The 18,056-nt window shown below is 69.2% G+C and carries 18 protein-coding genes, 1 tRNA gene and 1 riboswitch; of the genes, 10 read left to right on the top strand and 9 right to left on the bottom strand.

Annotated elements, in window-relative coordinates; all coding sequences use genetic code 11:
- The first annotated feature begins 249 nt into the window (after positions 1 to 249).
- On the top strand, positions 250 to 912 hold the full coding sequence (locus tag ACFV9C_RS43660) for a hypothetical protein (protein ID WP_380203835.1): 663 nt from the start codon (positions 250 to 252) through the stop codon (positions 910 to 912).
- A 288-nt stretch (positions 913 to 1,200) separates the two neighbouring features.
- Here ACFV9C_RS43660 and ACFV9C_RS43655 read toward each other — a convergent pair whose 3' ends face one another.
- Both ACFV9C_RS43655 and ACFV9C_RS43650 read right to left on the bottom strand, forming a co-directional pair.
- Complete coding sequence (locus tag ACFV9C_RS43655) at positions 1,201 to 2,355, bottom strand: helix-turn-helix domain-containing protein (protein ID WP_380203833.1); 1,155 nt, start codon at positions 2,353 to 2,355, stop codon at positions 1,201 to 1,203.
- 294 nt (positions 2,356 to 2,649) lie between these two features.
- Positions 2,650 to 2,722: transfer RNA gene (locus tag ACFV9C_RS43650), tRNA-Lys, on the bottom strand.
- Positions 2,723 to 3,154: 432 nt separating this feature from the next.
- Between ACFV9C_RS43650 and ACFV9C_RS43645 the strand changes: the two genes are divergently transcribed.
- On the top strand, positions 3,155 to 3,553 hold the full coding sequence (locus ACFV9C_RS43645) for a G5 domain-containing protein (protein ID WP_380203831.1): 399 nt from the start codon (positions 3,155 to 3,157) through the stop codon (positions 3,551 to 3,553).
- On the opposite strand, the gene ACFV9C_RS43640 is transcribed toward ACFV9C_RS43645, so the two are convergent.
- On the bottom strand, positions 3,511 to 3,666 hold the full coding sequence (locus ACFV9C_RS43640) for a hypothetical protein (protein ID WP_380203829.1): 156 nt from the start codon (positions 3,664 to 3,666) through the stop codon (positions 3,511 to 3,513). The two genes, ACFV9C_RS43645 and ACFV9C_RS43640, sit on opposite strands and share 43 nt — an antisense overlap.
- 2 nt (positions 3,667 to 3,668) lie before the next feature.
- On the bottom strand, positions 3,669 to 4,073 hold the full coding sequence (locus ACFV9C_RS43635; protein ID WP_380203827.1) for a pyridoxamine 5'-phosphate oxidase family protein: 405 nt from the start codon (positions 4,071 to 4,073) through the stop codon (positions 3,669 to 3,671).
- Between the two features lie 53 nt (positions 4,074 to 4,126).
- On the opposite strand from ACFV9C_RS43635, the gene ACFV9C_RS43630 reads away from it, so the two are divergent.
- From ACFV9C_RS43630 to ACFV9C_RS43615, 4 genes are all read left to right on the top strand, one after another.
- Entirely contained in the window at positions 4,127 to 5,080 is a 954-nt protein-coding gene (locus ACFV9C_RS43630) for a DUF5937 family protein (protein ID WP_380203825.1), read from the top strand.
- Positions 5,081 to 5,167: 87 nt separating this feature from the next.
- The gene (locus ACFV9C_RS43625) at positions 5,168 to 7,726 is read left to right on the top strand and encodes a glycosyl hydrolase (protein WP_380203823.1); all 2,559 of its coding nucleotides are present in this window, start codon (positions 5,168 to 5,170) and stop codon (positions 7,724 to 7,726) included.
- 51 nt (positions 7,727 to 7,777) lie between these two features.
- A riboswitch (TPP riboswitch) is annotated at positions 7,778 to 7,887 on the top strand.
- A complete protein-coding gene (thiS, locus tag ACFV9C_RS43620; RefSeq protein WP_380203821.1) occupies positions 7,879 to 8,082 on the top strand; it encodes a sulfur carrier protein ThiS in 204 nt (67 codons plus the stop codon). It overlaps the preceding riboswitch by 9 nt.
- Before the next feature lies 1 nt (position 8,083).
- Positions 8,084 to 8,857 carry a thiazole synthase gene (locus ACFV9C_RS43615; protein ID WP_380203819.1) on the top strand — a complete coding sequence of 258 codons (774 nt, stop codon included), beginning with the start codon at positions 8,084 to 8,086 and terminating at the stop codon, positions 8,855 to 8,857.
- Here ACFV9C_RS43615 and ACFV9C_RS43610 read toward each other — a convergent pair.
- Positions 8,832 to 10,688 carry a DUF6807 family protein gene (locus ACFV9C_RS43610; RefSeq protein WP_380203817.1) on the bottom strand — a complete coding sequence of 619 codons (1,857 nt, stop codon included), beginning with the start codon at positions 10,686 to 10,688 and terminating at the stop codon, positions 8,832 to 8,834. The genes ACFV9C_RS43615 and ACFV9C_RS43610 overlap by 26 nt on opposite strands.
- 81 nt (positions 10,689 to 10,769) lie before the next feature.
- On the opposite strand from ACFV9C_RS43610, the gene ACFV9C_RS43605 reads away from it, so the two are divergent.
- Positions 10,770 to 11,156, top strand: coding sequence for a RidA family protein (locus ACFV9C_RS43605; RefSeq protein ID WP_380203815.1), 387 nt, complete (start codon positions 10,770 to 10,772; stop codon positions 11,154 to 11,156).
- On the opposite strand, the gene ACFV9C_RS43600 is transcribed toward ACFV9C_RS43605, so the two are convergent.
- Together ACFV9C_RS43600 and ACFV9C_RS43595 are read right to left on the bottom strand one after the other, a co-directional pair.
- Positions 11,153 to 12,025 carry a serine hydrolase gene (locus ACFV9C_RS43600; RefSeq protein WP_380203813.1) on the bottom strand — a complete coding sequence of 291 codons (873 nt, stop codon included), beginning with the start codon at positions 12,023 to 12,025 and terminating at the stop codon, positions 11,153 to 11,155. The genes ACFV9C_RS43605 and ACFV9C_RS43600 overlap by 4 nt on opposite strands.
- The gene (locus ACFV9C_RS43595; protein WP_380203811.1) at positions 12,022 to 12,897 is read right to left on the bottom strand and encodes a LysR family transcriptional regulator; all 876 of its coding nucleotides are present in this window, start codon (positions 12,895 to 12,897) and stop codon (positions 12,022 to 12,024) included. The genes ACFV9C_RS43600 and ACFV9C_RS43595 overlap by 4 nt, the downstream gene beginning before the upstream one ends.
- 119 nt (positions 12,898 to 13,016) lie before the next feature.
- On the opposite strand from ACFV9C_RS43595, the gene ACFV9C_RS43590 reads away from it, so the two are divergent.
- Positions 13,017 to 13,976, top strand: a complete 960-nt coding sequence (locus ACFV9C_RS43590) for an MBL fold metallo-hydrolase (RefSeq protein WP_380203809.1) — start codon at positions 13,017 to 13,019, stop codon at positions 13,974 to 13,976.
- On the opposite strand, the gene ACFV9C_RS43585 is transcribed toward ACFV9C_RS43590, so the two are convergent.
- Both ACFV9C_RS43585 and ACFV9C_RS43580 read right to left on the bottom strand, forming a co-directional pair.
- On the bottom strand, positions 13,966 to 14,703 hold the full coding sequence (locus ACFV9C_RS43585) for a GNAT family N-acetyltransferase (RefSeq protein ID WP_380203807.1): 738 nt from the start codon (positions 14,701 to 14,703) through the stop codon (positions 13,966 to 13,968). The genes ACFV9C_RS43590 and ACFV9C_RS43585 overlap by 11 nt on opposite strands.
- A 52-nt stretch (positions 14,704 to 14,755) precedes the next feature.
- A complete protein-coding gene (locus ACFV9C_RS43580; protein ID WP_380203805.1) occupies positions 14,756 to 16,135 on the bottom strand; it encodes a PLP-dependent aminotransferase family protein in 1,380 nt (459 codons plus the stop codon).
- A gap of 86 nt (positions 16,136 to 16,221) precedes the next feature.
- On the opposite strand from ACFV9C_RS43580, the gene ACFV9C_RS43575 reads away from it, so the two are divergent.
- Both ACFV9C_RS43575 and ACFV9C_RS43570 read left to right on the top strand, forming a co-directional pair.
- Entirely contained in the window at positions 16,222 to 17,502 is a 1,281-nt protein-coding gene (locus tag ACFV9C_RS43575) for an FAD-binding oxidoreductase (RefSeq protein WP_380203803.1), read from the top strand.
- Positions 17,499 to 17,999, top strand: coding sequence for a tetratricopeptide repeat protein (locus ACFV9C_RS43570; protein ID WP_380203801.1), 501 nt, complete (start codon positions 17,499 to 17,501; stop codon positions 17,997 to 17,999). Before ACFV9C_RS43575 ends, ACFV9C_RS43570 begins: the two co-directional genes overlap by 4 nt.
- Positions 18,000 to 18,056 lie beyond the last annotated feature (57 nt).

The following is an 18,056-nucleotide window of genomic DNA, read 5'->3' as shown; positions in this document are numbered from 1 at the left end:
GGCTAACAGGAAATCGTTCTTAGCAGCACGAAAGTGGACGATATGGCTCGACGCATACCGATCGCATCCGCGGCGGCCAACTGCCAAGCCTCTGCCATCGCGGCTGTCTACCGCCGGTGGCTGCGGAGATCGAGATGCGCCGGCAGATCTGCCCTGGAACGCCTGCGGTCTACTGACCGCCATTGGCACGATGGCGCCTGCGTGAACTGGCCGGGACGCTGGCCAGGCTGGAATGGCATACTCCGCCGGGTGAGCTATGACTTCGCGATCTGGGAGAGCGACGCATCCACCGGCGAGCACGATGCGGCAGCAACTTTCGAGGAGCTGTTTGCCCGGTACCTCGAGGCCGACCTGGTTGCACCGACCGCGAAGATCCAGACGTACTCCGATGCCTTGGCCGCCCGGTTCCCGGACGACGAGAGCGAGGACACTCCCTGGGCAGCGGGCGGCCCGAGCAGCAATTGTTCGGGCCCGATCCTGTACGTCGCGGTCAGATACAGCCGGGCTGACGAGGTCGGAGTAGTCGCAGAGCGACTCGCACAAGAACACGACCTGGTCTTCTTCGACCCTCAGAAGGCGCCGAGGACACCTGCCAACGGCGGTGAGGTGACCATCACCACCTCGCGGGGGACGGTAGCTCTACCCGACCGCTGGGTGTCCTTCCTGTCGCAGGAACTGCGCAACTTCGGCGGCTACGTAGTTGTGGACAGGGGCCGGGACCATGTCTTCGCCCAAGCACGCAACGACAACGGGACCCTGACTCTCGAGTACCGCGACGGCTCACCACGGCAGCACTACCAGGTCCAGGGTGTCGATCTCGGCGATGTCGCGGAAGCGCTGTCCCAGTGGGCCGAGAATCACCGCCACTTCATCGACAAACACACCTGGCAGCGCCTGACCCTCTGGGACTGATCACCCCGGAGGTCCCTGTTTACTCGGTGCAAGGGAACTGTCGTTCATCCGGGATCGCTGGCCGTTGAGCCACACGGTCGTAGGAGCCAGATGCCGGCTGCCGACACTCCAACAGGCAAGGCATGCGGTAGGGATCTCACCAGAGGTCGAGATCCGCGAACCCCTGGTCCAGGGCGGTTGCTGCGGAGGGGTTGTGGATTCGGCGGCCCATGTAGACGTCTTGGGTTATGGAGACTTGGGCTTGGCCTAGGTGGTCGGCTATTTGGCGGGCGGATTGGCCTCGGCGGTCTAGGGCTGTGGCGGTGGTTTTGCGGAAGGTGTGGGAGCGGATCCAGGTGAGGGCGTCTGAGGGTGAGGGTTGGGCTGCTGGTCGACTTGGGCGCTGAGGGTGGGTGATTTGTCGAGGTTTATGCGGTAGGTCTTGACGAGAGTGGCTACGAGTTCGCGGTCGAGCTTGATGCGGCCGGTCTCGATGAGTTCGAGTCTGGTCTTTGGCCAGCCGAGTTTCGTGGCGATCTGTTTGCGGGTGAGGCCGGCTTGGAGGCGGGCGGATCGGAGGGTCTCGCCTAGGTCGCGGCGGGCGGTGCTGGCTACGGGGGACAGTGCGCGGCGGAGGGCGCGGCGGACGTTGGACGGGTCGCGGAAGCCTCCGAGGGAGTCGGCGAAGATGGGTTCGTCGGGGTGGACGCCGGCTGCGTGGCGGCGGCGGAGCATGGTGACGGCCCCGTCGGGCAGGGGCAGGGCACGTACGCCTGCCCTGGACTTCGGGGCCTTGCGGATCAGGCCTTGGCCTGGGACGCGAACAACGGTGTGAGTGATTTGCACCGCGCCGGCTTCTAGGTCGACCTGCGACCACAGAACCGCGAGAGACTCGCCGATTCGGACGCCTGTTCCGAGCATGAAGACGACGAGGTCCGGTAGGTCGGCGTGCCGGGCGGCTTCATCGGTGGTCAACTGTTGGCGCAGGAGGGCGATCTCTTCGGTGGTCAGCGCTCGGGGCGGGTCCTTTGGGCGGGCCTCGACTGCTTCGACCTCGCGGACCGGGTTGACAGTCAGGGCGCCGTACCGGACGGCGAGTTGCATCATCCCGGAGATGACCGCGCGGCAAGTCTTCGCGGTGGGGCGGCCGGCGTTGCGCTTGATGGTTCCGATGACTCTGTCGATGCGGGGCGTGGTTGCCTCACCGATCAGGAGTTCACCGAGGGCAGGACGCACGTAGTTCTTGATGGCTGTGCGGTACGTCGTCAGCGTCGTCGGTGATCGCCGGCCGTCTTCGATGCGTTCCTCCAACTTCTCGATCCAGAGGTCGATGAGGTCGTTGATCTTGTCCGTCGGGCTCAGCTCGCCGTACTGCGAGACCTTTGCCCGGTCTCGCAGCTTCGTTAACAGGCGGTGCTCGGCGCCAGGAGACCACCTTGCCCTCGGTGTCCTTCCTCTCTGCACGGGATCGGACGTGCCCCCACGTTCCGATCGGAAGGTGCGGTCTGCTCATGTCGGCCCTCCACAGTCCAGCTGCGTGTGGAAGCTCAACGGCTGGGCGGGCCGGAGATCGGGCGAAACGAGAGCAGTGCGACGCGATGCGAAACGTCGCTCAGCAACGCGCAGCCAGCTGGCTGCGCGGAGCCGCCGACCCCTCTCAGACGGGCATGTACCGGCCACTCGGAGTATTGGCAGAGTTTGCGCAGACCCAACTTTCCAGGCCGAGGCGCCGAACTGCGTCTGACCTGCGGAAACTTGTAGGCCCCGTGGGACTCGAACCCACAACCCGCGGATTAAAAGTCCGCTGCTCTGCCAGTTGAGCTAGAGGCCCTCAGTTGGTGAGGGGAACAGTGTGTCAGGTTTGGTGGGGGATTGCTTGGTGGGGGGCGGGGGTGAGGGGTTGTGGGGGTGGGGTGGATGGTGGTACAGATCGGAATTCGCTCGGGTTGGCCGGGTGCTGGCATTCCTGCCGCGGGGGGAACCGACGGTGGGGTGGGGGGAGATTGTGGTGTGGGTTCGTGGTGCCGTGGGGGCGGCTTTGGTGGTTGTTGTCGGGGTGGTCGGGGGTTGTGGGTCGGGGGACTCGGGGGTGGGTGAGCCGGCGGTGCCGGCGAGTGTGCAGGGGACGGAGTCGCCGAGCCCGACCGTGGCTGGGTCGGTCACGCCGAGTCCGGTGGCGCCTAGTCCGGCGGTGGTGGCGACGTCGAGCCCTCGGGCGGTGGTACCACCGCTGCCGACGGTTGTGCGGACGACCAAGGAGGTTGTGGAGGAGCAGGTTATTCCGTTCAAGAAGCGGACCGTGACGGACGACTCGGTGCCGAAGGGGGAGAAGTCGGTGCGGACGGTCGGTGTGGACGGGGTACGGCGGTTGACGTATCGCGTGACGTTCGTGAACGGCGTACAGGCGGACAAGCGGCTGATCCGGGAGGAGGTCGCCAAGGAGCCTCGGACGCAGGTGACGGTGGTGGGGACGAAGGTGGACGAGCCGACTCAGTCCGGTGGGTGTGATCCGAACTACAGCGGCTGTGTTCCGATCGCGAGTGACGTCGACTGTGCGGGCGGCAGCGGTAACGGGCCGGAGTACGTGCAGGGGCCGATTCGGGTGATCGGGACCGATATCTACCGGTTGGACGCCGACCATGACGGGATCGCCTGCGAGTAGCGGGTGGCGGTCAGGTGGGCTTCGTCGGCCGTCCGGGTCAGTACGAACGGGACCGTCATTTCCGGGTACGCCGCCGTGCCGAAGAAGTCGAGAACCTGTTCAGGAAGCAGCACTGTCAGCCGATCACGCCGGTCGTGATGCGGCGGGGGGTGATGTCGAACATCGAGTCCTCGGGAGGATTCGCCAGGTACGCCGCCCGCGCCTCGGGTGGGAGGTACTTCGTGACCATCGCCTGCAGGAGCGCCGGGTCGAGCGGGAGGAACCGCGCGACGCCCTGCACGTTGACGTAGCGGGCGGTCGGGCCGTCGGCGGTCTGGATCGAGAGGGAGAGCTCGCCCGTGCCGGTGCGGTGCAGGCGGGTCTTCTTCGACTTGGCCGGCGTCATCACCTGGAAGCGATTGCCGTCCGGCAGGTGATGGAACCAGACCGGTGTCACGTGCGGCGACCAGCCCGGGTCGTCGATCGCGAACACCGCGACCAGCGGCTGCGCCAGGAACTCGGCCATTTCCTTGTCGTCCATCGTTCGAAACCCCATGGACGTACCCTCCCATCCGCCACCGACATACTTGTCCCGTGCTCACGTACGTCCTGAACTCGCAGGACCTCGCCGACGTACGGTTCGCGGTCTCGCCGGTTGCGGAGATGGTGCTGTCGTTGCGGGCGCTGCGGGAGCCCGGGCGGTTCCCGTTGCAGCTCGGCTGGGTGCGGGCGGTGCAGCCGCGGGTGACCGAGCTCGACTGGGACGTACTGCGGTGGCTGGTCAACGACATCATGGGCAGCCCAGACTTCCTCACGCCGCGCCCCTCGTCACCGCTGACGCAGCTGGCCGACGAACTGGACCTGATCGCCGCCGTGGACCAGGACACGTTCAAGAAGCAGCTCATAGCCGTGAACGGCGAGCTGCCGGAAGCCCTGACCGTCGACAGGGTGGTCGACGCGCTCAGCGAGTACTGGCAGGCCATGATGGCGCCGTACTGGAACCGAATGCGGACCCTGCTCTCCGCCGACATCAGCTACCGCGGCCACGTCCTCACGCAGCACGGCACCGGCGTAATGCTCAACGGGCTAGGCCCCGCCATCAGCTACGCGGACGGTCTGCTCAAGGTCGACAGGGTCGCCGCACTGAGCCGTCAAGAGGACATCAACGGTCGCGGTCTCGTACTCCAGCCGACCCTCTTCGGCCCGCACGCTGTCATCCCGTTCGAACCGGGCGCCGATCCGCTCCTCGGCTACCCGCCACGCGGCCAGGCGAACCTGTGGTCCGTCGTTGAGCCCCCGTCCCATCAAGACCTGGCCCAACTGATCGGTACGCCGCGGGCGCGCATCCTCGACCTGCTGACGCATCCCCGCACCACGACCGACCTGGCCGGCGAGCTCCAGGTCACCCCGTCCGCGGTCAGCCAGCACCTCCAACTGCTCCGCCGTACCGGGCTGGTCGAGCCGCAGCGCACCGGCAAGCAGGTCCTCTACCGCCCTACCGAACTCGCCGCGTTGCTCACCGGTAGCGAACCGTTGACACCGCCGTAACGACCGGTAATAGTTCTGCGAAAGAGATTTCGCACCAACGTCGTGGCAGCCGACGTCCCACAAAACCGCCCTGAAACAGGAGTCGGCATGAGACGTACTGTTGCGCTCGTTCTCGGAGTTCTCCTCCTCGGCATCGGCACCATCACCCCGGCCCACGCCGCGACCCTCGCCCTCACCCCGATCACCGTCGGCAACGTGTTCACCGACGGCCAGCCGGTCAAGGTCGGCCTGAGTACGGACGCGTCATCCGTGACCTGGTCGGCCGCCGACGTCAACGGCACCCTCGTCGCGAGCGGCAGCCAGGCCGCCGCGAGTACCTTGCAGGTCGCGGTGACCACCCGCGGCTGGTACGAACTCACCGTCCAAGCGGGTACGGCGACCGCCAAGACGACCTTCGCCATCCTCAGCCCGGTCAGTACGGCGCCGGTCGCCGGCCTCACCACCAACCGGGTCGGTGACTTCGAGAGCACGGCCGAAGGCTGGACGTTCTACCCGGGCAGCGAGTTCCCCGGCGCTACCGGGAGCTTCGCGCTCGACACTACCGACAACCACTCCGGTACGAGTTCCGGCAAGCTGTCCGGCGACTTCAGCGCCGGCGGTGCGTACGTCAGCGTCAACCGCACACTCCCGTCGGTGGCGGCGACCAGCGTGAGCTTCTGGGCGAAGACCTCGAACCTGTCGTTCCTCACGTTCCGCGTCACCGACTCGACCGGCCAGGTGCACCAGCAGCGCCTGACGTTGTCAGGGGCAACCGATTGGCAGCCCCTCACGGTCGCCCGCTTCGACGGCGGCAAGCAGTACAGCCACTTCGGCGGCGCTAACGACGGCGTGTGGCACGGCCCTGCCAAGCAGGTCGAGATCATCCTCGACAAGGGCGCGATCAGCGGCGCCACGAGCAGCAGCGTCAACCTCGACGATCTGACGCTCAACGCGCCGGCCGCGGCACCTACTACTCCGCTGGGCGACTACGAGAGTGCTGCGGAGGGTTGGTCGTTCTACCCGGGCAGCGAGTTCCCGGGCGCGACCGGCAGCCTCAGCTACGACACCGCGTCGCCGCAGTCCGGCGCGCAGTCCGCCAAGCTCAGCGGCGACTTCACCGGCGGCGGCAACTACGTCGCGCTCCAACGCACCTTCGTCCCGATCGACCTCAAAGCCCTTGATCTATGGGTGAAATCGAGCCAGGTATCCTCGATCGGTCTGCGGCTCACGGACGCGACCGGCCAGGTCCACCAGCAGCGCCTGGCGGTGTCCGGGTCCGCCTGGCAGCACCTCAGCGTCACCCAGTTCGACCACGGCACCGGGTACCTGCACTTCGGCGGCGCCGACGACGGCATCTGGCACGGCCCGGCGAAGGCGATCATGCTGACGCTGGACAAGAGCGCGATCCTCAACAGCGGTACGTCGGCAGCAGTCAACGTCGACGCGGTCGCCGCGACCACGGCCCCGACGTACCAGGGAGCCGGCACGCACTTCGGAGCTACGTGGAACCAGGACGTGATGCCGCTGCTCGCACAGTCCGGGGCGCGGACCGCGCGCGACGAGGCGAAATGGGCGGACATCGAGACCACCGTCGGCAGCTACACGTTCCCGGCGAAGTTCACGTCGTACCAGCAGGCCTTCCAGTCCAACGGGATCGACCCGCTGCTGATCGCGGACTACGGCAACGCCAAGTACGACGACGTCGCGGGCGACCCCTTCGACGCGCCGTTCACCGACGCAGGCAGGGCCGGGTTCGCGAACTACGCGGACGCGCTCGCGAGCCAGTACCCGCAGGTGAAGAACCTGGCGATCTGGAACGAGTGGGACGTGAACGCCGCCGGGCCGTCCAACTTCACCCCGGACAGTTACCTGGCGTTGCTCAAGGCAACGTATCCGAAGCTGAAGGCGAACCACCCGGGGCTGACGATCGTCGGCGGTGGGGACACCGACGTCACGCAGCAGGCGTGGATCCAGCAGTTCTGTCAGCTCGGTGGGCTGAAGTACCTCGACGTGGTGTCGGTACACCCGTACAACTACCTGAACGCGCCCGAGAGCCTCGGCACCTTCCTCGACCAGGTGCGGGCGACGATCCGGCAGTACAACGGCGGTGTCGACAAACCGATCTGGATCACCGAGGCCGGCTGGTACACCGGTGCCGGCAGCGCCGCGCCGGTCAGCGAGCCCACGCAGGCGATGTACGTCGCCCGCGAGATGCTCAACGTCCCCGGGCACGACGTCGACCGGTTCTACCTGTACGACTTCAAGAACGACGGCATCAACCCCGCCGACCAGGAGAACAACTTCGGGCTGGTGCACAACGAGGCGGACGCGCTCGGCGCCTACACGCCGAAACCGTCGTACGTCGCCTACGCGACAGCCGCTCGTCAGCTCCGCGGCGCGACGTTCCTCGGCAAGGAGTACCCGGGCAACGGGCTGATCGACCAGGTGTACGCGGCCAATGACGGCACGCCGTTCCGCGCGATCTGGGCCGCCTCCGGCGCGAACACGACCGTCACGGTCAACGCGACCGGCCCGGTGCAGGTCACCAGCCTGTACGGCCTCCCGTACACCCTGACCCCGAACGCGAACGGTCAGGTCACGGTCACCGTCGGCACCTGGCCGACGTACATCTCCGGCTCGGCCGTAACCTCCGTGACGGCACCGTAGCGTCCACGCCACCCTCCCGATCCTGAAACGGTCGGGAGGGTGAGCTACAGTCGAGATGTCCGCGGGAGCTTGCAGGGAGTGGGCTGAGAGGGTGGCTGCCGTCACCGACCGCTGAACCTGAATCGGGTAATTCCGGCGTAGGGAGGAGCGGGATGGAATCCGTCTGGGTGAACGGTACGGCGGTCGACGGGCCGGCCGGGAAGTCGGTGGCCGAACTGGTCGCGGAGTTCTCCGACCGGAGCACCGGGATCGCGGTCGCGGTGAATCAGAACGTGCTGACCAGGGCCGAGTGGGCGCAGACCACGGTCCGCCCGGGCGACCGGGTCGAGATCGTCAGCGCGACGCAGGGAGGCTGAGATGGACGATCCCCTCGAGCTCGGCGGGCGGACGTACGCCTCCCGGCTGATCATGGGTACCGGCGGTGCCGCCAACCTGGAGGTGCTGGAGGAGGCATTGGTTGCCTCCGGCACCCAACTCACCACGGTCGCGATGCGCCGGCTCGGCACCGGCCACGAAGGCTCGGTGCTCGACGTACTGAAGAAGCACGGCATCGACGTCCTGCCGAACACGGCCGGCTGCCACACCGCCGCCGAGGCCGTCCTGACCGCGAAGCTCGCCCGCGAGGCGCTGGAGACCGACCTGATCAAGGTCGAGGTGGTCGCCGACGACCACCTGCTGCTGCCGGACCCGATCGAGCTGCTGGATGCCGTGGAGGCCTTGGTGGCGGACGGTTTCACGGTCCTCCCCTACACCAACGACGACCCGATCCTGGCCCGCCGCCTGGAGCAGGCGGGGTGCGCGGCGGTCATGCCGTTGGCCGCACCCATCGGTTCGGCGCTCGGCATCCGGAACCCGCACAACCTCGCGCTGATCGCCGAGGCCGCGAACGTCCCGGTGGTGGTCGACGCCGGCATCGGTACGGCGAGTGACGCCGCGCTCGCGATGGAGCTCGGCTGCGACGCGGTGATGCTGGCGACCCCGGTGACCCGCGCCGAGAAGCCCGCGCTGATGGCCGCCGCGATGCGCGACGCCGTCTCCGCCGGCCGGAACGCCCGCCTCGCCGGACGCGTCCCGCGCCGCTGGCAGTCCGCGCTCGCGTCGTCGCCTACAACTGGTCTGCCAGCCTTTTAGCGTCCGCCGCCTCCAGCGACCGATCCAGGAGTACTGCGGTCAACGACAACGTCAGCTCCTGGTTCGGTTGCAGCACCAACGGCTCGTCCCACGCCAGCGCTGGGCACACGCCGACGTACTCCGAGACCCGCAGGAACCACGGCCGTACGTGCTCGGGCTGGACCAGCAGCAGGCTCACATCGCCCTGCACGAAGGCGATCCACGGACTCGTCGACCCGAACGCCGCCTCCGCCCCTTCACCGTCGGCGCTCAGAACGACGGTTTCCGACAACGGCAGCCGCCAGAAGATCCCGCCGTACGCCGCGCCGTCGCGGCCGGTCGTCGCCGGACTGTCGATCCGGACCGAGCCGTACCGGGCGGTCAGCACGCTCCGCCAGTCGAGGCGCCAGCCGCCGAACGCCAGGTCGCCCGTGAGGCTCCGGCGTTCCACCAACTGCGGGCGGCCCTGTTCGTCGTACCAGGTGATGTCGTCGATGAGTTCGCGATCGTTGACGGTGACGCCGCGGCTGCGTTGCTGGCCGTGGTTCGTCAGCAGGGTCGGTCCTTGGCCGCGGACGTAGGTACGCGCGCCCCAGTGCGACGTACCGTTCACCTGCGCGACCGCGAGCGAGACGCCGTAGTGGTGCCGGTGGTCGACCGGGCTGACCTGCGTCAACGGGTGCCCGCCGAGCGTCCGGACCGGATGCAGGTACGGGCGTGGCGCGTGCACCTGCGGCATCCGCCGGCCGAACTCGTACCGCGCGAGCAGCCCCGCGGAACTCCCCAGCTCGAAGATGTCGCCCTGCTGCTGCCATCCGATCCGGTCGTCCGACGCCGCCGGCCGCGGGTCCTGCGGCACCGGACCGGTGCTCGCCCGCACCGCCAGCCGCAACTCCGGTACGCCGTCCGCCGCGTCCGCGGGTCCCCCGATCGACGCGAGCAACCGCCGCCACGCCAGCTCCCCCAGGTCCTTCTGCGGGACCCGCACGGTCGTCAGCGACGGTACGGCGAACCGCGCCAGCCCGATGTCGTCCATCCCGGTCACGGACAGATCCGCCGGTACGGCGACCCCGACCTCGTTGAGCCGCGCCAGCAGCCCGAACGCGACCAGATCGTTGAACGCGACCACCGCCGTCGCCTGCGACTCGAGGACCCGTTCCATCGCGGCGTACCCGTCCTCGATCGACCAGCCGCACTCCAGCCGGACCAGGTCCAGCCCCGGGATCTCCCGCGCGGCGACCTCGAGTGCCCGCAGGCGCAGCATGTTCGAGGCGGACGCGGGCGGGCCGGACAGGAACGCGAGCCGGCGGTGTCCGAGGCCGACCAGGTAGTCGACCACGATCCGGACGGCGCGGCCGTAGTCGACCACCACCGACGAGACCTCCGCCGGGCCTTGACGGTTGACGAGGATGACCGGTTGCACCTGCGGCAGCAGCTCGACCAGGCGCTGCTGGTCCATCCGCGGCGAGACCATGATCAGCGCGTCGCAGCGCCGCCGGGCCTCGATCGCGATCGCCGCCTCGGCCTCCGGGTCCTCGTCGGTCTCGGCGACCAGCACCTTGTACCCGGCCGCGGCCGACGCGTTCGTGATGCCCCGGAGGATCTGCTGGAACAGCGGGTTGCCGAGGTCCGGGACGACCAGCGCGACCATGTTCGTCCGGCCCAGCGACAGGCTCCGGGCCAGGTCGCTCGGGCGGTAGTTCAGCTGCTCCGCGGCGGCCCGTACCCGGGCGACGATCTCGGGTGCGACACTGAGCCGGCCGTTCATCACCCGCGACACGGTCGCCCGCGACACCTCGGCCACGCGTGCGACGTCGGTGATCGTGATGGTGTCCTTCGGTGTCCGGCCCACCTCCGTATCCTCTCCCGATGGAAACCGGTTTCTCAACCCCCGGTGTGATCGGATGGGGACCTACACCGAACGGAGGAACAGGTGACTGAACTGGAGTATCCGCAGGTCCAGGGCGTTGCCCCCGGCAACGGCTACAGCCACGTGGTGGCCGGAACCGGCCAGTGGGTGGCGGTCTCCGGGCAAGTGGCACTGGACCCGGACGGCGCGTTCGTCGGGGTCGGCGACCCCGGCGCGCAGGCCGAGCAGGTGTTCGCGAACCTCGAGCGCTGCCTGGCGACGGTCGGTGCGACGTTCGGCAACGTGGTCAAAATGACGTTCTTCGTCACCGACATGGCGTACATGCCGGCGATCCGGGCGGTCCGCGACAGGTACATCCCCGGCCCGAAGCCCGCGGCCTCGGCGGTGCAGGTGGCGGCCTTGTTCAGCCCGGACGTACTGCTCGAGATCGAGGCCTTCGCGATCGTCTAACGCAGTACGTCGACGGCGAGGCGGGCGGCTTCGCCGATGGCGGTGTCGACGCGGGGCTGGCGGATGTCGCCGCGGGCGGCGAGGGTGAAGACGGCGATCGCGTACGCCGACCCGCCGGGCAGGGTGACCACGCCGACCTCGTGGCGGAGCGCGCCGAACGTACCGGTCTTCCCCGCGACGCGGACGCCGTCGTGCGGAAAGCCGGACGCCAGGCGGTGCAGGAAGATCTGCCGGTGCATGGTCGCCTTCACGAACGCGGTCTGGCCGGGCGACAGCAGTTCGCCTGCCCAGAGGCGGCGGAGCAGGAAGGTCATGTCGCGCGCCGTACTGGCGGAGGCGTTCGCGGCCTCGTAGACGCCGGCCGGGTCGGTCTGGTCGTTGTCCGCGAGTACGGCGAGCGCGGCGTCCGGGTCGTTCGTTCCGGTACGCCGTTGGAGGTCGCGGAGGTGGCCGGCGGTGCCGCGGCGTACCCATGTTCTGTGCAGGCCGAAGTCGGTGAGCATCGCGGCCAGGCGGGGCAGGCCGACGAGGTCGAGCAGGGCGTCGGCGGAAGCGTTGTCGGAGAGCGTCATCATCGACAGCGCGAGGTCCCGGAGCGAGGCCGTCACTGGGTCGGCGAAGGTGGAGAGTCCGGTCGGGCCGCTGGTTCTGGTGGTCGGGTCGAGGGTGAGTTGCCGGCGTGGGTCGAGTTCGCCGAGGTCGACGAGTCGGCAGAAGCCGGCGAGCAGCGGAAGTTTGTAGACCGAGGCCAGCGGCACGATCCCGTCGGCGTCGACCTCGACTGTGGCGGCCGGGTCGTCCAGCGCGACGGCGTGCAGCCAGCCGCGGACGCCGGCGTCGTCGAACACTCCTCGGATCCGGGCGTTCACGAGGCGAGCGCTTCCGTGAACTGTGCCATCACGTCGTCCGGGCGGAGGAACGGCGTCCGCGTGCGGGACCACACGAGCCGGAGACGCAGCGGGAGGGGGTCATCGGCCAGTCGATACCGCCGTACGCCGGGCGCGGCCAGCGTCGGGTCGGCCGTCACCACGATCACCTGCCCTGCCGCCACCATCGCCAGCCCGGCCCGCTCGTCCGTCACCACGACGGTCCCACCGTCCGGCCGATGCAACCCCAACGTATCCACGAACAAGTCCCGCGCCGCCGGCGCCTCCACCCGAGGCCGCACCGCGACCGGCAACCCCTTCAACTCCCGCAAACCCACCACACCCTCAGTCGCAGAACGGCTGTCCGGTACGAGGGCCCAGGTGGGGAGGAGGACCACGCGGCCGGCATCGAGGCCGTCCAGGACGGTGGGGTGTTGTACGGCGGCCAGGGTGAGTCGGCCGGTGGTTACCTGGTTGACCAGGGTGGAGGTGGGGGACGTGACGACCGTGACTCGGCTGCCGGGGATGGAGGCGGCGCAGGCGGCGGCGAGGGCGGCGCCCGCGGCGGGTGGGACTTCCGGAGTGAGGCCCAGGCGGATCTCCGGGCCTTCGGGGTCGCGGGAGATGGCTGCTTGGTGCAGCTCCTCCAGTGAGGTGAGGGCGCGGCGGGCGTACGGGAGCAGGGCGGCTCCCGCCGGGGTGAGCTCCACGCCGCCGGCACCGCGTTCGAAGAGTTTGGCGCCGACGAGGGACTCGAGGCGACGGAGGCCCTGGGAGAGCGGCGGCTGGGTGATGCCGACGACGCGCGCCGCGTCGCCGAAGTGCTGCTCCTCGGCGAGCGCGACAAAGATCTGCAGATGACGTTCAGTCAGCACGAGGACCCCGCTGACCTGCGGTGATATCTCCAGACAATCGACGCATGCCCGAGAGCATATTCGACGGGCCGGTCGGCGCTCGCCTTGACTGCGGTGACAGGACGAGCGGAGGAGGCAGCGTGAAGGTAAGTCGGAGGGGCATGCTCACGGGCGCGGCGGCGGCCGGAGCCGCGGGTGTGGTCGGGGCGATCGGCCTCGAGAACCAGAGCGACGCAGCGCCTGCCGCCACCGCGCAGGCGGGGCAGGCAGGCCGCGCCGCGCAGGTCGGGCGGGAGTCCGTGGAGTTGACCTGGTACGGGACCCATGCGTGGGAGATTCGGTGCGGAAAGTCCGTCGTACTGACGGATCCGTGGTTGACGCGGTTCAAGACCGGGACGTTCACGCCGGAAGGCGCCGACCCCAAGACCAAACTGGTGATCAAGCCCGAGGTGATCGACCAGCACCTCAGCACCGCGGACGCGATCCTCGTGCACCACGGGCACTACGACCACATGGCCGACGTGCCGTACGTCGCGAAGCGGACCCAAGCGACCGTCCTCTGCACCGAGACGCACGCGAATCTGCTCCGCGCGATGAAGACCCCGAACGACCTACTCTCCCCCGTCCGCGGCGGCGAGTACCTCCCGTTCGACGGCTTCTCGATCGAGGTGTTCCCGTCACTCCACTCCTGCAGCGGCGAGCGTCACACGTACGCGTACCCGGGCTACCGGTACGCCGTCCCGCCGCGCCCGCGGGCGATCGAGGACCTGGTCGAGGGTGGCACGCTGGCGTTCGTGATCACGATCGGCGGCCTCCGGATCCTCAGCCTGAGTACGGCGAACTTCGACCCGAACGCGCTCCGCAACCTCCAGGTCGACGTCGTACTCGCGGCCCCCGGCGGCGAACCGGGCATCACCGACCGGCTGTTCGAGACGATCAAGCCGGTCCGCAAGGTGATCGCGACACACTGGGACGACTTCGACAAGCCGCTCGACGAACCCGGCGTACCGTGGACCGACCTGACCCCGCTGCGTACGTCGGTGCAGCAGACAGGCGCCGAGTTCGTCGTCCTCGATCACCTGCAGAAGGTCACGCTTTGACGCGGTAGTGGTACCGCGACACCGCCTGGAAGCCGAGGCGGTCGTAGAGGGTGCGGGCGGCGGTGTTGGCTTCAAGGACGCTCAGCCAGACCCACCTGGTTGTGGTTGCCGCCTGCAACAAGCCGTGGATGATCGCCTGAGCAAGCCCTTGGCGGCGGTGTGCCGGGTCGACGGCGAGGCAGTACAGGCCGGCCCAGTCGTCGACCAGGGCGAGCCGGCCGATCGCCTTCACCGGTTGGCCGGACGGGATCACGCCGTACAGCGCCCGCCCCCGGTTCAGGATCTGCCGGGCGGCGGCCTGGGCGGCGGATCCGCCGCGGCCGTCGACGGACCACCAGAAGTCCATCCAGGAGTCGTCGGGCACCGCGGATATATTCACTGATTCCGTCGGCTCGCCGAGGTTCGCGAGGACGTCGGCGACCTCGGCGCCCATCACCAGCGTCGGGTTCCGGACCTCGTACCCGCGGGCCGCGAGCCGGTCGTCGAGGTCGCCGGGCTGGGCGGCCGGGCCGACCTGGAAGGACGGCGCGATGTCGTGCGCGGCATACAGGTTCTCCACGTACTCCAAGGCTTTGCCGAGGTCGAACGGGGCACCCGTGGGGAGGACGGAGTTCGCGCGCAGGGTGACGCCGGCGGTGCGGCGGACCACCCAGCCGTCGAGCTCGGTGCTGTCGGCGGCGGGCCAGCCCTGGTTCATCAAGGTGTCGATATGCGCTGCGGCGATCACTCCACCAAGCGTAGAACCGACCGGATCGAATTGCAAGGAGTTGGATAGTTATTCATAGGGAGCGGATCGCGTCGGCGAGCAGGCCGACGCCCTCGACGACCTCGCTCCGGTTCAGCGACCCGTACCCGAAGACCAGCCCGGCCGGTCCCTCCCCCGCCAGCCAGTACGGCGCCAGCCCGTACACCCCGAGCCCCCGCTCCAGCGCCGCGTCCTGCAATGCCGTCTCGCCGAGCCCCGGCGGCAACCAGGTCAGCACGTGCAGCCCGGCCGACACCCCGACCGGCTCCAGCTCCGGCACCTGCGCCGCCAGCCGCTCGACCAGCGTGTCCCGCAGCTCCCGGTACCGAGGCCGCATCCGGCGCAGATGTCGGTCGAACTCGCCGCGCGCCACGAAGTCCGCGAACGCCAACTGGTCCAGCACCGGCGACCCGCGATCGTCCATCAGCTTCGCCCGCGCCATCGGCTCCACCAACCAGGACGGCAGGATCAGCCAGCCCAGCCGCAACCCCGGCGCCAGCGTCTTCGAGGCGGTCCCGGCGTACGCGACCCGATCCGGCGCGAGGCCCTGCAGCGCACCGATCGGTTCCCGGTCGTAGCGGTACTCCGCGTCGTAGTCGTCCTCGATCACCAGCCCGCCCCACGCGACCAACGCGGCCCGCGTCTCCGCCGACGCCACCGCCCCGGTCGGGAACTGGTGCGCGGCCGTCACCAGTACGACGTCCGCGCCCGACCGCGCCAGCGCCGCCACGTCGATGCCGGTCTCCAGCATCGGTACGCCGACCACGTCGATCCCGGCCGCCACCGCGACCTCGCGCAGGTCGTTGTCGGACGGGTTCTCGACCGCGAGCCGTTTGTAGCCTTGGGCAACCAGCACCTGGAGCAACAGCCGCGAGCCCTGCGCGAACCCGTTGCAGATCATCATGTTCTCCGGGCGCGCCGCCGTACCACGGACCCGGTTGAGGTAGTCGGACAGTGCCGTCCGGAGCTCGTTCGTGCCGCGGCCGTCGATGTACGCGAGGCTTCGGTTCGGCGTCTCGTTCAGCACCCGGCGGACCGACCGGAGCCAGGCGGCGCGCGGGAACTGCGACACGTCCGGGCGGCTGTAGCGGAAGTCGATCCGCGGCGGACCGGTCCTGGTCCTCGGCGCGGCCGACGGCGACACCACGGCGATGTCCGCGACCAGCGTGTACCCGCCGCCCCGGCTGATCAGGTACCCCTCGGCGACCAGCTGCTGGTACGCCTCGACGACCACGCCGCGGGACAGGCCGAGGTCCTGGGCGAGCGCCCGGGTGGACGGCATCACGGTCTCGGCGCGCAGCAGTCCGGCCCGGATCCGGGTACGGATCGCGCTCTCGAGCTGCTGGTGCAGCGGTACGCCGTTGTCCCGGTGCAGCTCGACCAGAAGTTCGCCGGCTCCGGAACTGGTCCTCATTCGGCTCACAGAACTGGACCTTATCGGCGTACCGCCGCGCTGTCAGGGTGGTGGACAGCACCGATTCACCAGGGGAGATGAGAGCGATGACCGAGATGCTGCACAGCGGGGACGCCGGGTACGACGAGGCGCGGACCGTGTGGAACGCGATGATCGACCGGCGGCCGGCGGTCGTCGCCCGCTGCTCGAGCACCGCCGAGGTGGCCGAGGCGGTCCGGTACGGCCGGGCGAACAACCTGGAGATCGCGGTCCGCTGCGGCGGGCACAACATCGCCGGGCTCGCGGTCCCGGACGGCGGGCTGATGATCGACCTGACGCCGATGGGCGCGGTCCGGGTGGATCCGGACGCCAAGCGGGCGTGGGTCCAGGGCGGTGCGCTGCTGGGCGAGCTGGACCGGGCGGCGCAGGAGTACGGACTGGCGACCACGGCCGGCAATGTCTCGCACACGGGAGTCGGCGGGCTGACGCTCGGCGGCGGGATGGGCTGGCTGGCGCGGCGGTTCGGGCTGGCGTGCGACAACGTGGTCTCGTACGAGGTCGTCACCGCGGAGGGGGCCGTGGTCAGCGCCAGCGCGGACGAGAACCCCGAGCTGCTCTGGGGCCTGCGGGGCGGCGGCGGGAACTTCGGGATCGTGACGTCGTTCGAGTTCCGGCTGCACGAGATCGGCACGCGGGCGCTGATCGTCGAGTTCACGTACCCGACGGCGGCCGGTGTCGACGTACTGCGGGGATGGCGGGAGCTGAACGACACCGCGCCGCGGGAGGCGACGTTCACCGCGAGCATCTCGGCGGACTCCGTGACGGTCGGGTACGTGTGGGTCGGCGAGGGCGGGGAGGAGTTGCTGCCGGCGTTCCGGGCGCTCGGGCCGGTCACGGACGAGCTGGCCGAGGAGACGACGTACCTGAAGTTGCAGACGCGGGACGACAACGTGCAGGGCCACCGGTTCCGCCGGTACTGGAAGGGGCACTACTTCACGTCGCTGCCCGACGACGCGATCCGCGCGCTGGTGGCGAACCCGGGCGTCGGGGCGAGCCTGCAGGCGTACGGCGGGGCCATCGCCGAGGTGCCGGACGGGGACGCGGCGTTCAGCCACCGGGACACGCTGTTCGAGTTCGTCACCGCGACCCGCTGGGAGGACCCGGCCGAAGACGAGACCAAGATCGGGATGCTGCGCGCGTACGCCGCGACGCTGGCGCCGTACGCGAGCGGGACGTACGTGAACACGCTCAACGAGGACCCGATCCAGCGGGCCTTCCCGCCCGCGAAGCTGGAGCGGCTGGTCGCGCTGAAGACGGCGTACGACCCGGAGAACGTGTTCCACCTGAACCAGAACATCCGTCCCGCACGCGGCATGATGGTGGTGTGACAACTGAACTCACTCCGGAACTCGCCGCGACGATCCAGGAAGGGTTCGCGCGGCGGGACCGGGCGAACATGGGGCCGACGATCGCGTTCTTCGAGAAGCTGCTCGGCGAGCACCCGGACAACCCGTACGTGCTGTACGAGGTCGGCGGGTCGTACGACACCGCCGGGCAGGAGGAGGCCGCGGTCGGGTACTACGAGCGCGCGCTGCCCGGGCTGAGCGGGGAGACCCGCCGCAAGTGCCTGCTGCAGTACGGCAGCACGCTGCGGAACCTCGGCCGGTACGACGAGTCGCTGGACCTGTTCAAGAAGGCGTGCGCGGAGTATCCGGAATCGGACTCGCTGCGGGTGTTCAAGGCGCTGACGCTGCACGCCGCCGGGCTCCACGACAAGGCGCTCGCCACGCTGCTGCTCGTCATCGCCGACAAGGTCGACTCCCCCGAGATCAAGCGCTACGAGGCCGCCATCCGCGGCAACGCGGACTACCTGGCCGGTCGTTAGGGGGTGCCTCCCGGCCCCACGCCGCCGAGTGCCGCGCAGTAGGCGTGGGGCCGGGAG

The organism is Kribbella sp. NPDC059898 (assembly GCF_042730855.1).
GTDB lineage: Bacteria > Actinomycetota > Actinomycetes > Propionibacteriales > Kribbellaceae > Kribbella.
The sequence above is the reverse complement of the archived record's forward strand: the minus strand, read 5'-3'. Positions and strand labels throughout refer to the sequence as shown.

Coding starts and splice junctions, on each gene's coding strand:
- ACFV9C_RS43635 (WP_380203827.1), bottom strand. CDS start 4,073: ATGGACGACAAGGAAATGGCCGAGTTCCTGGCGCAGCCGCTGGTCGCG.
- ACFV9C_RS43625 (WP_380203823.1), top strand. CDS start 5,168: ATGAGACGTACTGTTGCGCTCGTTCTCGGAGTTCTCCTCCTCGGCATC.
- thiS (WP_380203821.1), top strand. CDS start 7,879: ATGGAATCCGTCTGGGTGAACGGTACGGCGGTCGACGGGCCGGCCGGG.
- ACFV9C_RS43615 (WP_380203819.1), top strand. CDS start 8,084: ATGGACGATCCCCTCGAGCTCGGCGGGCGGACGTACGCCTCCCGGCTG.
- ACFV9C_RS43580 (WP_380203805.1), bottom strand. CDS start 16,135: ATGAGGACCAGTTCCGGAGCCGGCGAACTTCTGGTCGAGCTGCACCGG.
- ACFV9C_RS43575 (WP_380203803.1), top strand. CDS start 16,222: ATGACCGAGATGCTGCACAGCGGGGACGCCGGGTACGACGAGGCGCGG.